A 15094-nucleotide genomic window follows, 5' to 3' on the forward strand; every position below is an offset into this window, starting at 1 on the left:
GTCGTCTGCAGCAGGGCGCTGCCGCGGATCAGCGCTTCTCGAGCTCCTCGGCGACGAGGAACGCGAGCTCGAGGCTCTGCATGTGATTCAGGCGCGGGTCGCACAGGCTCTCGTAGCGCGTCGCGAGAGTGGCCTCGTCGATGTGCTCCGATCCGCCGAGGCACTCGGTCACGTCGTCGCCGGTGAGTTCGACGTGGATGCCGCCCGGGAAGGTGCCGACGGCGCGGTGCGCCTCGAAGAAGCCGCGCACCTCGTCGACGACGTCGTCGAAACGACGCGTCTTGTAGCCGGTCGGGGTCGTGATGCCGTTGCCGTGCATCGGGTCGGTGACCCACAGCGGCGTGGCTCCGGAGTCGCGCACGGCCTCCAGCAGCGGCGGGAGCGCGTCACGGATCTTGCCCGCACCCATCCGTGTGATGAAGGTGAGCCGGCCCGGCTCGCGCTCGGGGTCGAGCTTGTCGATGAGTTCGAGCGCCGTCTGCGGAGACGTCGACGGCCCCAGCTTGACGCCGATGGGGTTGCGGATCTTGGAGAAGTAGTCGACATGGGCGCCGTCGAGCTCGCGCGTGCGCTCACCGATCCACAGGAAGTGCGCCGACGTGTTGTAGGGCGTGCTCGTTCGCGAGTCGATGCGCGTCATGGGGCGCTCATAGTCCATCAGCAGACCCTCATGACCCGTGTAGAACTCGACACGGCGAAGCTCGTCGAAGTCGGCGCCGGCCGCCTCCATGAACTTGATGGCACGGTCGATCTCGGTGGCGAGACGCTCGTACTGCTGGTTGGCGGGGTTCTGCGCGAATCCCTTGTTCCAGCTGTGCACCTCGCGCAGATCGGCGAAACCGCCCTGCGTGAAGGCGCGGATGAGATTGATCGTCGAGGCCGCCGTGTGGTAGCCCTTCAGCAGGCGCTGCGGATCGGCCGTACGGGACGCTTCGGTGAAGTCGTAGCCGTTGACGATGTCGCCCCGGTAGGCGGGCAGCGTGATGTCGCCGCGGGTCTCGGTGTCGCTCGAGCGGGGCTTGGCGAACTGGCCCGCCATCCGTCCCATCTTCACGATGGGCATCGATGCACCGTAGGTGAGCACGACAGCCATCTGCAGCACCGTCTTGATGCGGTTGCGGATCTGCTCCGCGGTCGCTCCGGCGAACGTCTCCGCGCAGTCACCGCCCTGCAGGAGAAAGGCCCGGCCGGATGCCGCGCGCGCAAGGCGTTCACGGAGGTTGTCGACCTCACCGGCGAAGACCAGCGGCGGCAGCGTCGCCAGCTCATCGGACACCGCGGCGACGGCATCCAGGTCGGTCCAAGAGGGCTGCTGCTTGATCGGGAGCGTGCGCCAGTGATCGAGATCGGCGTGCAGGGTGGGCATCCGCTCAGTCTAGTGGCGCCCTGGACGGCGGGGATGCCGCATGACGACGGCTCACGCGCGCGCTGCGCGTTCCTTCACGGTGGAGGCGTACACGTCGTCGTACTGCTGCTCGCCGAGGCGCTGCAGAGCCACCATGATTTCGTCCGTCACCGAGCGCAGCACGTAGCGATCCGATTCCATGCCCTGGAACCGCGAGAAGTCGAGCGGTTCGCCGATCACCATGCCCACCCGGCCGACGCGCGGGATGGTGCGGCCGATCGGCATGACGGCATCCGTGTCCACCATGACGACGGGGATGACCGACACCCGTGCTTCCAGGGCCATGCGCGCAAGCCCGGTGCGCCCACGGTAGAGCTTGCCGTCCGGGCTGCGGGTGCCCTCCGGGTAGATGCCCAGGAGGTCTCCCCGCCCGAGCACCTGCAGTCCGGTGTTCAGCGATGCCTCCGACGCCTTGCCCCCGGTGCGATCGACGGGGATCTGGCCGGTCGCCTTCATGAACATGCGGGTCGCCCAGCCCTTGAGCCCCGTGCCGGTGAAGTAGTCGTTCTTGGCGAGGAAGCTCATCGGACGGTCGATCATGAGCGGCAGGAAGATCGAATCGCTGACCGAGAGGTGGTTGCTGGCGAGGATGGCCGCCCCCGACGACGGGACATTCGTCCGGCCGACGATCCACGGTCGGAAGATCGCTTTGACGATCGGGCCGATCACGATGTACTTCATGACCCAGTAGAACATCAGGCGGGACTCACCTCTCTGTGACGATCGTCCGTGTCCACGATGCGACGAGGATAACCCGACGGCTCACTGACTGCGCAGTCCCGCGAGATCGGCGACGCCCACCATCCCCGCGTCGTTGCCGAGCGTCGCCGTGACGAAGCGCGCGGTCGGCCGATTGCCGAACCCGGGCAGCGAGGTCTCGTAGGCCAGGCGCGTGGGCTCGAGCAGAACCTCACCGAGGTCGGCGACCCCGCCGCCGATGACGTAGAGGTCGGGATCGAGAACGGCCTGGAACGCCCCGCAGGCCTCACCGAGCGCGGTGGCCACGCGGCGCACCGCCTCGACGGCGCCGGGGTCGTCCTCGGCGAGGAGTCGGGCCAGGTCGGGCCCGTGGACGATGCCGTCCGCGTCGCGGTGTGCGGCCAGCCGCTCGCCGATGCCCCCGGCCTCGGCGATGTCACCCAGTTCGCGCTGCAGGGCGCGTCCCGATGCGTACTGCTCGAGGCAGCCGTTCTGACCACAGCCACATGGGCGACCGCCACGGACGAACCGCAGATGACCGAGCTCTGCCGCGCTGCCGTTGGCACCGATGAGCAGACGGCCGTCGTTGATGACGGCACCGCCGACCCCGGTGCCGAGGGTCACCATCACCATGTCGGTGGATCCCTGTCCTGCACCGAAGCGGTACTCGCCCCAGCCCGCGGCGTTGGCGTCGTTCTCCAGCGTGACCGGACGGCCGATGCGCGCTTCGAACTGGGCGCGCAACGGCTCGTTGTGCCAGTCGATGTTGGGTGAGAGCAGCATCACCGAGCGGCTGCGGTCGATGTAGCCGGCGGCGGCGACGCCCACCGCGGAGACCTCGTGACGGGAGGCCAGCTCGTGCACCATCGCGGCGACGGCGTCGGCGAGCTCGCCGGTGTCGACTGGCGTCGCGACGCGCGCACGCTCGATGATCGCGCCCGTGTCGTCGACGACACCCCCGGCGATCTTCGTCCCCCCGATGTCGATGCCGACGTTGAGCACGGCGCTCCCTTCCGGCCGGCCCGGGCGGCACGGCATCCGAGAGTCTAGTGTGGACAAGACAGACCCACGGTCGGGGCAGGCCGTGCTTTTCGGCCGACGCTGTCTTCCATGGGACTGAGTTCCACCAGGAGTTAGACTCGATTCCAGCCGTCGATCGCCGACGCCACCCGGTACCGAAGGAGTTGCCGCCCATGAGCGCCGTACAGTTCGAAGTCCCCGCCGTCGTCGCCGCCGACCCGCAGGGCAACATCGCCGATCTTCTCGTCGAGCGCGTCAAAGCGACCCCGTCGTTGGCGCTGTTCGCCGTCCCGGACGGTGACGGCTGGCGCGACATCACCGCCGCCGAGTTTGAACGAGAAGTGATCGCGCTGGCCAAGGGCTTCGCCGCTGTCGGCATCGCTCCCGGCGACAAGGTGGGCTTCATCGCCCGCACCACCTACGAGTGGACGCTCGTGGACTTCGCCCTCTTCTTCGCCGGCGCCGTCATGGTGCCGATCTACGAGACGAGCTCGGCCGCGCAGATCAGCTGGATCCTCTCCGACTCGGGCGCGATCGCGGTGCTCGGCGAGTCCGCCGAGCACGCGGCGCGCATCGCCGAGATCCGCTCCGAAGTGCCGCTCGTCCGCGACGTCTGGTCGATGGAGGCCGGCGATCTCGACACTCTCCGCGCCGGCGGCAGCGCCGTCGAGGATGCCGAGATCGAGCGCCGTCGCCGCATCGCCGTCGGCTCCGACATCGCCACACTGATCTACACCTCGGGCTCCACAGGGCGACCCAAGGGGTGCGTCCTGACCCACAGCAACTTCGTCGAACTCTCCCGCAATGCCGCCAAGGCCCTCGCCGAAGTGATGAACACGCCCGGCGGCGCGTCGACCCTGCTGTTCATCACGACGGCGCACGTCTTCGCCCGCTTCATCTCGATCCTCGACGTCCACGCCGGCGTGAAGACCGGTCATCAGCCCGACACCAAGCAGCTGCTGCCGGCCCTGGGCTCGTTCAAGCCGACCTTCCTTCTGGCTGTACCCCGCGTCTTCGAGAAGGTGTACAACTCGGCGGAGCAGAAGGCGGAGGCCGGCGGCAAGGGCAAGATCTTCCGCGCCGCGGCTCACACCGCGATCGAGCACTCGCGCCTGCTGCAGGAGGGAAAGAAGGTCCCGCTGGGCACGAAGGTGAAGTTCGCCCTGTTCGACAAGCTCGTCTACAGCAAGCTTCGCGAAGCCATGGGTGGGCGCGTCACGTACGCCGTGTCGGGATCGGCCCCTCTGGGCGCCCGTCTCGGCCACTTCTTCCACAGCCTCGGCGTGACCATCCTCGAAGGCTACGGACTGACCGAGACGACGGCGCCGGCCACCGTCAACCTCGCGACGAAGTCGAAGATCGGCACCGTGGGCCCGGTGCTCCCCGGCGTCGGCGTGCGTCTGGCCGACGACGGCGAGATCGAGGTGCGTGGCGTCAACGTCTTCAAGGAGTACTGGCGCAACCCCGAGGCGACCGCCGCCGCGTTCGACGACGGCTGGTTCAAGACCGGCGATATCGGGGCCTTCGACACCGACGGGTTCCTCACGATCACTGGACGCAAGAAGGAGATCATCGTCACCGCCGGCGGCAAGAACGTCGCCCCGGCGGCGCTGGAAGATCCCATTCGGGCGAACCCGATCGTCGGTCAAGTGGTCGTGGTGGGAGATCAGAAGCCGTTCATCTCCGCACTGATCACGCTCGACCCCGAGATGCTCCCGGCATGGCTGGCGAACAACGGCCTGGCGGCAGACATGTCCCTCTCGGATGCCGCGAAGAACCCCCAGGTGCGAGCCGAGGTCCAGCGGGCGGTCGACATCGCCAACAAGAACGTCTCGCGCGCCGAGTCCATCCGCAAGTTCACCATCCTCGACACCGAATGGACCGAGGCGAGCGGGCACCTCACGCCCAAGATGAGCATCAAGCGCAACGTGATCCTGACCGACTTCGCGAACGAGATCGAGGACATCTACACGGTGCCGGTGACCACGACCAACGTGTCGTTGGGCTGATCGGGCGCAAGCGACGACGGGGCGGGCCGGACGGGCCGCCCCGTCGTCGTTTGTCCAGCGGTCAGAACCAGGAGGACTCGCGGATGCGACGCATCGCGACCTTGCGCTCCTCGGGACTGAGCCGGGAGATGTAGAGCATGCCGTCCAGGTGGTCGGTCTCATGTTGCAGCGCCTGCGCCATGAGCCCCTCGCCCTCGAGCACGAGTTCGTTACCGTCGAGGTCGATACCGACAACGCGAGCCCAGGGATAGCGCAGCGTCTCGTGCCAGAGATCGGGCACAGACAGGCATCCCTCTCCGACGAGGACCGGCTCACCCGACACCTCCGTCAGCACCGGGTTCAGCACGTAGCCGATGTCGCCGTCGATGTTGTAGCTGAACGCGCGCAGGCCGACGCCGATCTGCGGGGCCGCCACCCCCGCACGTCCGGGCAGCTCGACCGTGTCGAGCAGGTCCTGGACGAGTGAGCGGATGCCGTCGTCGATCACGTCGATCGTCGCACTGGGCGCGCGAAGGACCGGGTCGCCGAACAGCCGGATCGGACGGACGGCCATCAGGCGGCGACCCGCTGACGCAGGCTTTCGACGACGATGGCGGCGAGTTCGCGCGCGGCCTCGCGTGTCTCGGGCTGCAGGTCGCGGAAGACGATCGCGCTGCCCGACGCGATGTGCGCGTCGTACGGCACGCGGACGACGTGACCCACGCGCGTCTGGAAGTGCGACTGGAGTTCGCCGGCGCGCACGAGCGCAGCTCCCGGGCGCGCCGTGTTCAGCACGACGACCGCGGAGCGAACGAGGTCGGCGTAGCCGTTGCTCTCCAGCCAGGTCAACGTCTCCGAGGCCAGGCGCGCCTCGTCCACGCTCAGACCCGCGACGACGATGAGCTGGTCGGCGCGCTCGAGGGTGGCCGCCATGACGGAGTGGACGATGCCCGTGCCGGTGTCGGTGAGCACGAGGGAATAGAAGTGTGCGGCGACATCGGCCACCGCGTCGTAGTCGCTGTCGTTGAAGGCTTCCGACACATGCGGGTCGGTGTCGGAGGCGATGATGTCGAGCCGGGTGTGATCGCGCGCGACGATCTCCGAGATGTCGTTGAACCCCTGGACGTCGGCGTGGGCTCGGACCAGATCGCGGACCGTCTTGCCGCTCGAGCGTCCGATGCGCTCGGCGAGGGTGCCGCGGTCCGGGTTCGCGTCGACGGCGATCACCCGGTCCTCACGGGCGTCCGCAAGCGCCATGCCCAGCAGCGTCGTGATCGTGGTTTTTCCGACGCCGCCCTTTCGCGAGAGGACGGGGACGAACTTTGCTCCCCCGTGCAGCGGTGCGGCGATGCGCCGGTCGAGAGCCTTGCGCGCACGTGCGCGCTTGCTGTCGCCGAGGTTGATCCGACGTCCCGACAGCGTGTAGACGAGGTGCTGCCACGCTCCGTCCGGCTCCGGTCGTACCGCGTGGGCGGGATCGAGCAGCCGGTCGGGGGTGAGCAGGTCGGAACTCTCCCGTCCCGCCTCGAAATCGCCCAGTCGGCGCGACTGCAGCGCGATCTCGGACGTGCGGGGACGCAGGCGCTCGTGCTGCGCGGCGTCTGCGGTCGCGACCGGGGCCGACGTCAGTGCGACCGCTGCGGCATCGGCCACCCCTGCCCCGTTCGTCTCCTCGACGTCCTCGACGTCCTCGACGTCCTCGACGGCATCGACGACGAGAGCGGATGCCGCGGCGGCATCCGGCCGTTCGACGAGACTCCCGTGGATCTCCGCATCATCGTCGAGCACGACATCGTCGTCGAAGTCGTCGTCGTCGACCGCGACGGGCAACGCGACGTCGATCTGCGCGGTGGCACCGTCGACGATGCCGATCCCGGTGGTCTCGACGCCGGTCACACTCTCCAGCACGCCGTTGTCGGCGTCCTCGCTCGCAGTCTCGTTGCGGTCAGGCACGGCTACACACTCCAGTTCCGGGCCGTCGCCGTCGGGCTCCGGCCGATTCGGGTCGTCCTCGGGACGGCGCAGCCGCGGCGTCACCGCCGGGCCGCGGGGCGGGGTCCCGACCCCCATGGCTCGCGGGACGACTCACGCCCCCGCTCCAGGCTACTCGGAGGGTCGGACCACCAGCAAAAGATCGCCGGCCTCGACCGGTGTCGCCGCCCGGACGACGAGACGCTCGACGACGCCATCCACCGGTGCAGCGATGGCCGCCTCCATCTTCATCGCCTCGATGGATGCGACCGGCTGCCCCGCCGAGACCCGATCACCCACCGCGGCCTTCGGCGTGACGACGCCGGAGAACGGAGCAGCGACATGGCCGGGCACGGCCGTATCGGCTTTCTCCGCCTGACGCACGTCGACCGTGATGGAGCGGTCGCGCACGAACACCGGACGCAGCTGCCCGTTGAGCGTGGTCATCACGGTGCGCATGCCTCGATCGTCGGCGTCGCCGATCGCCTCCAGCCCCACGTACAGCTGCACGCCGCGCTCGATCTCGACGACGTGCTCGGTTCCGGGTGCGAGTCCGTACAGGTAGTCCGCCGTGTCGAGGACGCTCAGGTCGCCGTATGCGTCGCGGATCTCACGGAAGGCCACTGTGGGGGCGGGGAACAGCAGCGAGTTGAGCGTGGCGCGCCGGGTCGCACTGCCGGCCTCGAGGTTCGCGGCATCGACGTCGGAGATCTCGGTGATCCCGGTGCGGATCTCGCGCCCGCGCAGCACCTTGGTGCGAAACGGCTCCGGCCAGCCCCCCGGAAGCTCACCCAGCTCCCCCGCCATGAAAGCGACGACGGAGTCGGGGATGTCGTAGGTGTCGGGGTTCTCGGCGAAGTCGGCGGGGTCGGCGCGCACGGCGGCGAGATGCAGAGCGAGGTCGCCGACGACCTTGGAGGAGGGCGTCACCTTCGGGATGCGTCCGAGGATCGCGTCCGCGGCGGCGTACATGTCCTCGATGAGCTCGAAATCCTCCGACAGGCCGAGAGCGATCGCCTGCTGGCGCAGATTCGAGAGTTGACCGCCGGGAATCTCGTGCCGATACACGCGTCCCGTCGGCCCGGGAAGACCCGACTCGAAGGGGCGATAGAGGCGGCGCATCGCCTCCCAATACGGTTCGAGTTCCGAGACGGCGCCGAGGTCGAGGCCGGTGTCGCGCTCGGTGTGCGCGAGCGCGGCGACGAGCGCGGACAGCGAGGGCTGGCTCGTCGTTCCTGCCATCGGGGCCGCGGCGGCATCCACGGCATCGGCGCCCGCGGCGGCCGCGGCCAGCAGCGTCGCGAGCTGTCCGCCGGCGGTGTCGTGCGTGTGCACATGCACCGGGAGCTCGAAGCGGTCGCGTAGTGCCCGCACGAGGCGCGCGGCGGCGCCCGGGCGGAGCAGCCCGGCCATGTCCTTGACGGCGAGCACGTGCGCCCCGGCATTCACGATCTGCTCGGCCAGCCGCAGGTAGTAATCGAGGGTGTAGAGGTCCTCGGTCGGTGACAGCAGATCGCCGGTATAGCAGAGGGCGACCTCCGCGAGCGTGGTGCCGGTGTGCAGCACGGCGTCGATCGCGGGGCGCATCTGGGAGACATCGTTGAGGGCGTCGAAGATGCGGAAGATGTCCACGCCGGATGCCGCGGCCTCCGAGACGAAGGCATCGGTCACGCGCGTCGGGTAGGGCGTGTACCCCACCGTGTTGCGGCCTCGCAGGAGCATCTGGATCGCCACGTTCGGCAGCGCGGCGCGCAGGGCGTCCAACCGTTCCCAGGGGTCTTCGCCGAGGAAGCGGAGCGCGACGTCGTAGGTGGCGCCGCCCCAGGCCTCTACCGAGAGCAGCTGGGGTGTGAGCCGGGCGACGTAGGGCGCGACCGTCACCAGGTCTCGGGTGCGCACGCGCGTGGCCAGCAGCGACTGGTGCGCGTCACGGAACGTCGTCTCGGTGACGGCGAGAGGCGTCTGCGCGCGCAGCGTCGCCGCGAACGCGGCGGGTCCTTGTGCGAGGAGCCGCTGTCGCGAACCCGCGGGAGGGGCTACCGAGAGGTCGACGGGCGGTAGCTTCACGCGCGGGTCGACGATGGCGGGGCTCTCTCCGTGCGGACGGTTGACGGTCGTCTCGGCCAGCCAGGCGACGATCTTCGACCCTCGATCCTTGGACGCGCGACCGCGCAGCAGCTCGGGGCGCTCGTCGATGAACGACGTGCTGATGTCGCCCGCGACGAATGCCGGATCGTCCAGCACGGCCTGAAGGAAGGGGATGTTGGTCGAGACCCCGCGGATGCGGAACTCGGCGAGGGCGCGTCGCGACCGCACGACCGCGGCGCCGAAGTCCCGTCCGCGGCACGTGAGCTTGGCCAGCAGCGAATCGAAGTGCGGGCTGACCTGCGACCCTGCGGCTGTCGTCCCCCCGTCGAGGCGGATGCCGGCGCCGCCCGGCGAACGGTATGTGGTGATCTTTCCCGTGTCCGGGCGGAAGCCCTGCGTCGGGTCCTCCGTCGTAATGCGACACTGCAGCGCCGCCCCACGCAAGCGGATCTGATCCTGACGCAGTCCGAGGTCGGCGAGCGTCTCCCCCGCGGCGATCCGCATCTGTGATTGCACCAGGTCGACGTCGGTGACCTCTTCGGTCACGGTGTGCTCCACCTGGATGCGCGGGTTCATCTCGATGAAGACGACCTCGCCGGCGCGGGGGCCCGCCGTCTCGAGCAGGAACTCCACCGTTCCCGCGTTCTCGTAGGCGATCGACCGGGCGAACGCGATCGCGTGCGCGTGCAGCGCCGCGGCGATCTCGGGGGCGAGATTCGGCGCCGGCGCGATCTCGATGACCTTCTGATGGCGCCGCTGCACCGAGCAGTCCCGCTCGTACAAGTGCACCGTTTCGCCCGCCTTGTCGGCGAGGATCTGCACCTCGACATGGCGCGGCCGCTGCACGGCCTGCTCGAGGAAGACGCGGGCGTCGCCGAACGCGGCATCGGCCTCGCGCATCGCCTCCGCGATCGCCGGGGCCAGCTGCGCCGCGGTCTCGACGCGGCGCATGCCCCGTCCGCCGCCGCCGGCGACGGCTTTCACGAAGATCGGGAAGCCGATCCCGTCTGCGTGCGCGACGAGAGCGTCGACGTCATCGGACGCGGGCGTCGAGCGCAGCACCGGCACGCCAGCCGCGATCGCGTGCTCCTTTGCGGTCACCTTGTTGCCGGCCATCTCGAGCGCGCGGGACGGCGGGCCGATGAAGACGATGCCGCTGCGCGCGGCTGCCGCGGCGAGCTCGGGGTTCTCCGAGAGGAAGCCGTAGCCGGGGTAGATGGCGTCCGCGCCCGACTCCTTCGCCACGCGGATGATCTCATCGACGTCGAGATACGCGCGGACGGGCTGGCCGACGGTGCCGATCTGGTAGGCCTCGTCGGCCTTCAGACGGTGCAGGGAGTAGCGGTCTTCGTAGGGGTAGACCGCCACCGTGCGCGCGCCGAGTTCGAAGGCGGCACGAAACGCCCGGATTGCGATCTCTCCGCGGTTGGCCACCAGGATCTTGCGGAACATGCGAACCTCTTCTCCGAGCGGCTCCCGCGTGCCGAGAGACCAGATTCCCCGACGAGCCCCCTTTTCACGAGGGCCTGAGTGTCCTCACAGCCTAGAGGACGGTAACGTAGAGCCTCGTGCACGTACTCTCCGTCTCCTCGCTCAAGGGGGGTGTCGGCAAGACCACCGTGACTCTCGGCCTCGCCTCCGCGGCGTTCGCCCGAGGGGTGCGGACTCTCGTCGTCGACCTCGACCCTCAATCTGACGTGTCGACGGGCATGGACATCCAGGTGGCCGGCCGGCTGAACGTGGCCGACGTGCTCGCCAACCCCAAGGAGAAGGTGGTCCGCCAGGCCATCACCTCAAGCGGCTGGGCCAAGGTGCACCCGGGCACGATCGACGTCATGATCGGCAGCCCGTCGGCGATCAACTTCGACGGCCCGCACCCGAGCGTGCGCGACGTCTGGAAGCTGGAAGAGGCTCTGGCCACCATCGAGGCCGACTACGACCTCGTGCTCATCGACTGCGCGCCCTCGCTCAACGCGCTGACGCGCACCGCGTGGGCGGCTTCTGACCGGGTCATCGTGGTGACCGAACCGGGCCTGTTCTCGGTCGCCGCGGCCGATCGCGCGCTGCGCGCGATCGAGGAGATCCGTCGCGGTCTGTCTCCTCGCCTGCAGCCTCTCGGAATCGTCGTGAACCGCGTGCGGCCGCAGTCGATCGAGCACCAGTTCCGCATCAAGGAACTGCGCGACATGTTCGGGCCGCTCGTCCTGTCGCCGCAGCTGCCCGAGCGCACGTCGCTGCAGCAGGCGCAGGGCGCCGCGAAGCCCCTGCACATCTGGCCGGGCGACTCGGCTCAGGAGCTCGCCGGTGACTTCGACGCGCTGCTGGACCGCGTCATGCGCACAGGCCGGATCACCGCCGGCGAGCAGCGCGCCTGAGCCTCACCCGCACACCCACAGCGCTCGTCGAGCGAAAGCGCACACAGCGCCCGTCGCGACGCCGCGTCAGGCGGACTTGACGGCGCGACGAGCGGCGAGCTCGTCGACAGGGTCCGGGGCCTGCGGGTCGAAGTCGAGCAGCGTCGATTCCACCTCGTGCAGCACCTTGCCGACAGCGATGCCGAACACGCCCTGACCCCGGCTGACGAGGTCGATGACCTCGTCGTTCGAGGTGCACAGGTAGACGGAGGCCCCGTCGCTCATCAGCGTGGTGCCGGCCAGATCACGGATGCCGGCGACGCGAAGCTGCTCGACCGCGGTGCGGATCTGCTGGAGAGAGATGCCCGTGTCGAGCAGTCGCTTGACGAGCTTGAGCACCAGGATGTCGCGGAAACCGTACAGACGCTGCGATCCGGAGCCGCTGGCTCCACGGACCGTGGGCTGCACCAGTTCGGTGCGCGCCCAGTAGTCGAGCTGGCGGTAAGTGATACCGGCAGCGCGTGCGGCGACCGCACCGCGGTAGCCGACCTCGTCATCCATCTGCGGCAGACCGTCGGTGAACAAGAGCTCGGTGGCGAAGCGGACCTCATCAGGCGCATCGTGCGCAGTCATGCTCGCCTCCACGGGGACAGTCTGTCGTTTCCTCCACGGTAGATCAGCGCCGTGCCTGCGGCAACGACATCCGCATCCCGACCCCCGGCGTGTCGCGTCACCGTCACGGCGCGATGCGGTCCAACGCCGCGTGCGCGAAAGCGGCGCGCACTTCGTCCAGACGACGAAGCAGCTCGGGCGCGAGCTCGCTCGCGCGTGCGCGCGACACCGCATCCGAGCGCCGCAGCAGAGGTGTCAGAGCGCTCTCTACGAGCGCGACCTCGCGCTCCGCGGCCTGCCGGATGCCCCGCACGTGCCGGGGTTGGATGCCGTGTCCGTCGAGGGCCACGAGTGCACGCAGCACGCTAAGCGTCTTCTCGTCATAGCTCTCGGCTGCCGCGATGAGCCCCGCGCGCACCGCGTCGTTCAGCAATGCCGCCGACGCGCCTGCCGTCCGCAGCAGTTCCTCGCGGCGGTAGCGACGCGGGGCGGTGACGATCGACGCCGTCGCCGGGGGCGCGACGGCGCCGCCGTGCTGTTCGTCGAGGTAATCACGGATACGCGCCAGAGGCATGTAGTGGTCGCGCTGGAGCGTGAGTGCGGTTCGCAGTCGCTCGACATCGATCGGCGAGAACTTGCGGTACCCCGATTCGGTGCGAAGCGGCGTGACGATGCCCTGCACCTCGAGGTAGCGCAGTTTGCTCGCGCTGAGATCGGAGAACTCCGGCGTCAGGCGGGCGAGCACCTGACCGATGCTGAGATAACCCGAGGACGACGCGCGTCCACGGGGCGAGGCAGCCGGGCTCACCCGCTCGTCACCTGACCGCGGTCGGCCGGCGACGCGAAGAAGTTGAGACGGAACTTTCCGATGCGCACCTCGGAGCCGTCGACGAGCACGGCGCGGTCCACACGCTCGCCGTTGACGTAGCTGCCGTTCAGGGAACGCTGATCGACGAGCTCGAAGACAGCGCCGGTACGCGTGATCTCCGCGTGACGGCGAGAGACGGTCACGTCATCGAAGAAGATGTCGGCCTCGGGGTGGCGCCCGACGGTGGTGACGTCGGTGTCGAGCAGATAGCGCGCGCCCGCCGTGGGGCCAGAGCGGACGAGCAGCAGCGCGGCGCGCGACGGAAGCGCATCGATCGCCTCACGCTCCACGTCCGTCAGATCTGTGCCGAACGGCACGAAGGACAGGTCGGAGTCGTGACCGAACGTCTGGGTGGTGTCGGCGGAGCCGCCACTCCCGGCGTCACGTCGGATACCGCTGACACCAGCGTCTCGAGCGTTCTCTTCCACCATGGCCTCCTTCCCCTTCACCCTAACGGATCGGCCCGGGCTGCGAACCCCCGCGCACGACGCGGTTTCGCGTAGCGTGCTCCCCGATGTCGCCGAGCGGTGAACACGGCGGCGTGTGTCGATGTGTGACGACGCCCGCGCGGCCGGCGATCCGCCCGACGTAGCCTGATCGCACCGCCGACACCGGCGGCATCCACGAGAGGAACCCCGTGTCCGCGAAGCAGAACCGCCTCACGCCCGACCCGGTGCGTCAGGATGCCATCTGCATGTGCGCGACAGGAGGATCCTGCTCCTCGTTCGCCGCCGGTCACGCCGTCCACCTGATCCAGTCGAGGCTGGTGTCGGCCACGCCCAGCGAGTGGGTCGACGCGATCGCGGTGCACTCCACGACGGATGGCACGCTCACCGTTCTCACTCTGGAGGGCCGCGAGATCGAACTGTGGAACGGATCCGGGGCCGCGGCGTCCGTGCCGCAGGGCGCGCCCGTGGCACTCCACCCGCGCTATCACGCCCTCCACGCAGGGGGACGACTCTACAACGTGCTCGTGGGCTGAGCCGCGAGAGACAGAGGCCCGCTCAGGCGGCCGCCATCATCGCGTCCTTGACGGCCATGCACGCGTCCATGCAGGCGCGGCAGGAGTCCGCGCACATGGCGCAGACGGCGCTGTCGTCAGCGTGCATCATGCACATGTCCATGCAGGTCTGACACATCGCGATGCAGGCGTCGAGCATCGCCATCATCGACGCCGGGGTCATGCCCGGCATCCGCAGCATCGCACGCATCATGGTGTTGCACATGTCTGCGCAGTTCATGCACGACGGGGCACAGTCCATCATCTGCATCGAACACACCGTGCATGCCTGCTCGCAGCCGGCGCAGGCGTCCATGCAGGCCTGCATGACCGCGGCATCCACCGCGGGCATCTCGGCCATCGACATCATCTCGCCGGCCATCGCGTCCATCATCCTGGCGTCCATCACGCACCGTCCTTCCGGTCACCGCGAGCGAGACGCTCGCCTGCCGCCATGCTAGGACTCTGATCCCGCGCACAACAGGCGCGGTTAGTGTCGAGGACGTGATGTCACACAGAGTTCACACGTTCCGTTCGGTTCTCGTCGGCCTCGTCGCACTCCTGCTCGGAGGGCTCTCCATCGCCGTGGCCTCTCCTGCCTGGGCACATGATGAGCTGATCGGCGCCGACCCGAGCGTCAATGCCGACGTCGGCGCGCTGCCTGCCCAGATCACCATGACATTCAGCGGCGTGCTGATGGATGAGCCCGGCGCGACGCAGGTCGTGGTCACGGATGCCGCGGGGGCTTCGCTCACCGACGGCGAACCCACGCTGGACGGCACGCACCTGACGCAATCGCTCAGCGGCAGCGCGTCCGGCCCGGTGACCGTCACGTGGCGCGTCGTCTCCAGCGATGGTCACCCGGTCTCCGGCCAGTACACCTTCACGGTCCAGGCAGGCCCGTCGCAGACGGTCCCACCCGGCGAGACGACGACCACGCAGACGCTGACGGCGACGCCGACATCGAGCGGCGACGGAGGCGTCCCGGTGTTCGTCTGGGTGCTGCTCGGGCTGGTGGTCGCCGCCGCGCTCGGCGCCCTCGTGGCGATGCTCCTGCGGAAGTCGCGAGCCACCCCTGAGGACTAGGCT

Annotated in this window: 14 protein-coding genes; 4 read left to right on the forward strand and 10 right to left on the reverse strand. The window is 69.0% G+C overall.

Translation table 11 applies throughout. The features are described 5' to 3' along the window. Nucleotides 1-28: 28 nt before the first annotated feature. From HMPREF1529_RS14715 to HMPREF1529_RS14725, 3 genes are all read right to left on the reverse strand, one after another. Nucleotides 29-1366 carry a class II 3-deoxy-7-phosphoheptulonate synthase gene (locus HMPREF1529_RS14715; protein ID WP_005049099.1) on the reverse strand — a complete coding sequence of 446 codons (1338 nt, stop codon included), beginning with the start codon at nucleotides 1364-1366 and terminating at the stop codon, nucleotides 29-31. Between the two features lie 51 nt (nucleotides 1367-1417). Beyond that, nucleotides 1418-2101 (reverse strand): lysophospholipid acyltransferase family protein, encoded by a 684-nt coding sequence (locus HMPREF1529_RS14720; RefSeq protein ID WP_016465372.1) that lies wholly within the window; start codon nucleotides 2099-2101, stop codon nucleotides 1418-1420. Nucleotides 2102-2167: 66 nt separating this feature from the next. After that, nucleotides 2168-3106, reverse strand: a complete 939-nt coding sequence (locus tag HMPREF1529_RS14725) for an ROK family glucokinase (RefSeq protein WP_005049094.1) — start codon at nucleotides 3104-3106, stop codon at nucleotides 2168-2170. A gap of 191 nt (nucleotides 3107-3297) precedes the next feature. On the opposite strand from HMPREF1529_RS14725, the gene HMPREF1529_RS14730 reads away from it, so the two are divergent. Beyond that, complete coding sequence (locus tag HMPREF1529_RS14730) at nucleotides 3298-5133, forward strand: AMP-dependent synthetase/ligase (RefSeq protein WP_005049092.1); 1836 nt, start codon at nucleotides 3298-3300, stop codon at nucleotides 5131-5133. A gap of 61 nt (nucleotides 5134-5194) precedes the next feature. Here HMPREF1529_RS14730 and HMPREF1529_RS14735 read toward each other — a convergent pair whose 3' ends face one another. The 3 genes from HMPREF1529_RS14735 to HMPREF1529_RS14745 are packed head-to-tail and all read right to left on the reverse strand — an operon-like array spanning nucleotide 5195 to nucleotide 10623. After that, the gene (locus HMPREF1529_RS14735; protein ID WP_016465373.1) at nucleotides 5195-5686 is read right to left on the reverse strand and encodes a peptide deformylase; all 492 of its coding nucleotides are present in this window, start codon (nucleotides 5684-5686) and stop codon (nucleotides 5195-5197) included. Continuing rightward, nucleotides 5686-7182 (reverse strand): MinD/ParA family ATP-binding protein, encoded by a 1497-nt coding sequence (locus HMPREF1529_RS14740; protein ID WP_016465374.1) that lies wholly within the window; start codon nucleotides 7180-7182, stop codon nucleotides 5686-5688. Before HMPREF1529_RS14740 ends, HMPREF1529_RS14735 begins: the two co-directional genes overlap by 1 nt. Nucleotides 7183-7215: 33 nt before the next feature. Continuing rightward, entirely contained in the window at nucleotides 7216-10623 is a 3408-nt protein-coding gene (locus tag HMPREF1529_RS14745) for a pyruvate carboxylase (RefSeq protein ID WP_016465375.1), read from the reverse strand. Nucleotides 10624-10739: 116 nt separating this feature from the next. Here HMPREF1529_RS14745 and HMPREF1529_RS14750 point away from each other — a divergent pair, with 116 nt between their 5' ends. Next, nucleotides 10740-11546: a ParA family protein gene (locus HMPREF1529_RS14750; protein WP_005049082.1), complete on the forward strand. Its 807-nt coding sequence runs from the start codon at nucleotides 10740-10742 to the stop codon at nucleotides 11544-11546. Nucleotides 11547-11612: 66 nt separating this feature from the next. Here the strand turns inward: HMPREF1529_RS14750 and HMPREF1529_RS14755 are convergent, their stop codons facing one another. The 3 genes from HMPREF1529_RS14755 to HMPREF1529_RS14765 all read right to left on the reverse strand — a co-directional run bounded on the left by HMPREF1529_RS14755 (nucleotide 11613) and on the right by HMPREF1529_RS14765 (nucleotide 13436). Beyond that, nucleotides 11613-12158, reverse strand: coding sequence for a MerR family transcriptional regulator (locus HMPREF1529_RS14755; RefSeq protein WP_005049079.1), 546 nt, complete (start codon nucleotides 12156-12158; stop codon nucleotides 11613-11615). A gap of 103 nt (nucleotides 12159-12261) precedes the next feature. After that, nucleotides 12262-12945 carry a transcriptional regulator FtsR gene (gene ftsR / locus HMPREF1529_RS14760; protein ID WP_016465376.1) on the reverse strand — a complete coding sequence of 228 codons (684 nt, stop codon included), beginning with the start codon at nucleotides 12943-12945 and terminating at the stop codon, nucleotides 12262-12264. Continuing rightward, nucleotides 12942-13436, reverse strand: a complete 495-nt coding sequence (locus HMPREF1529_RS14765) for an FHA domain-containing protein (RefSeq protein ID WP_183043632.1) — start codon at nucleotides 13434-13436, stop codon at nucleotides 12942-12944. The genes ftsR and HMPREF1529_RS14765 overlap by 4 nt, the downstream gene beginning before the upstream one ends. 206 nt (nucleotides 13437-13642) lie before the next feature. Between HMPREF1529_RS14765 and HMPREF1529_RS14775 the strand changes: the two genes are divergently transcribed. Beyond that, nucleotides 13643-13987: a hypothetical protein gene (locus HMPREF1529_RS14775; RefSeq protein WP_005049071.1), complete on the forward strand. Its 345-nt coding sequence runs from the start codon at nucleotides 13643-13645 to the stop codon at nucleotides 13985-13987. Between the two features lie 22 nt (nucleotides 13988-14009). Here the strand turns inward: HMPREF1529_RS14775 and HMPREF1529_RS14780 are convergent, their stop codons facing one another. Further along, nucleotides 14010-14411, reverse strand: coding sequence for a hypothetical protein (locus HMPREF1529_RS14780; protein ID WP_016465377.1), 402 nt, complete (start codon nucleotides 14409-14411; stop codon nucleotides 14010-14012). A gap of 101 nt (nucleotides 14412-14512) precedes the next feature. On the opposite strand from HMPREF1529_RS14780, the gene HMPREF1529_RS14785 reads away from it, so the two are divergent. Beyond that, on the forward strand, nucleotides 14513-15091 hold the full coding sequence (locus tag HMPREF1529_RS14785) for a copper resistance CopC family protein (RefSeq protein WP_005049066.1): 579 nt from the start codon (nucleotides 14513-14515) through the stop codon (nucleotides 15089-15091). Nucleotides 15092-15094 lie beyond the last annotated feature (3 nt).

It is taken from the genome of Microbacterium sp. oral taxon 186 str. F0373, assembly GCF_000411455.1.
In the GTDB taxonomy this organism is placed as follows: domain Bacteria; phylum Actinomycetota; class Actinomycetes; order Actinomycetales; family Microbacteriaceae; genus Microbacterium.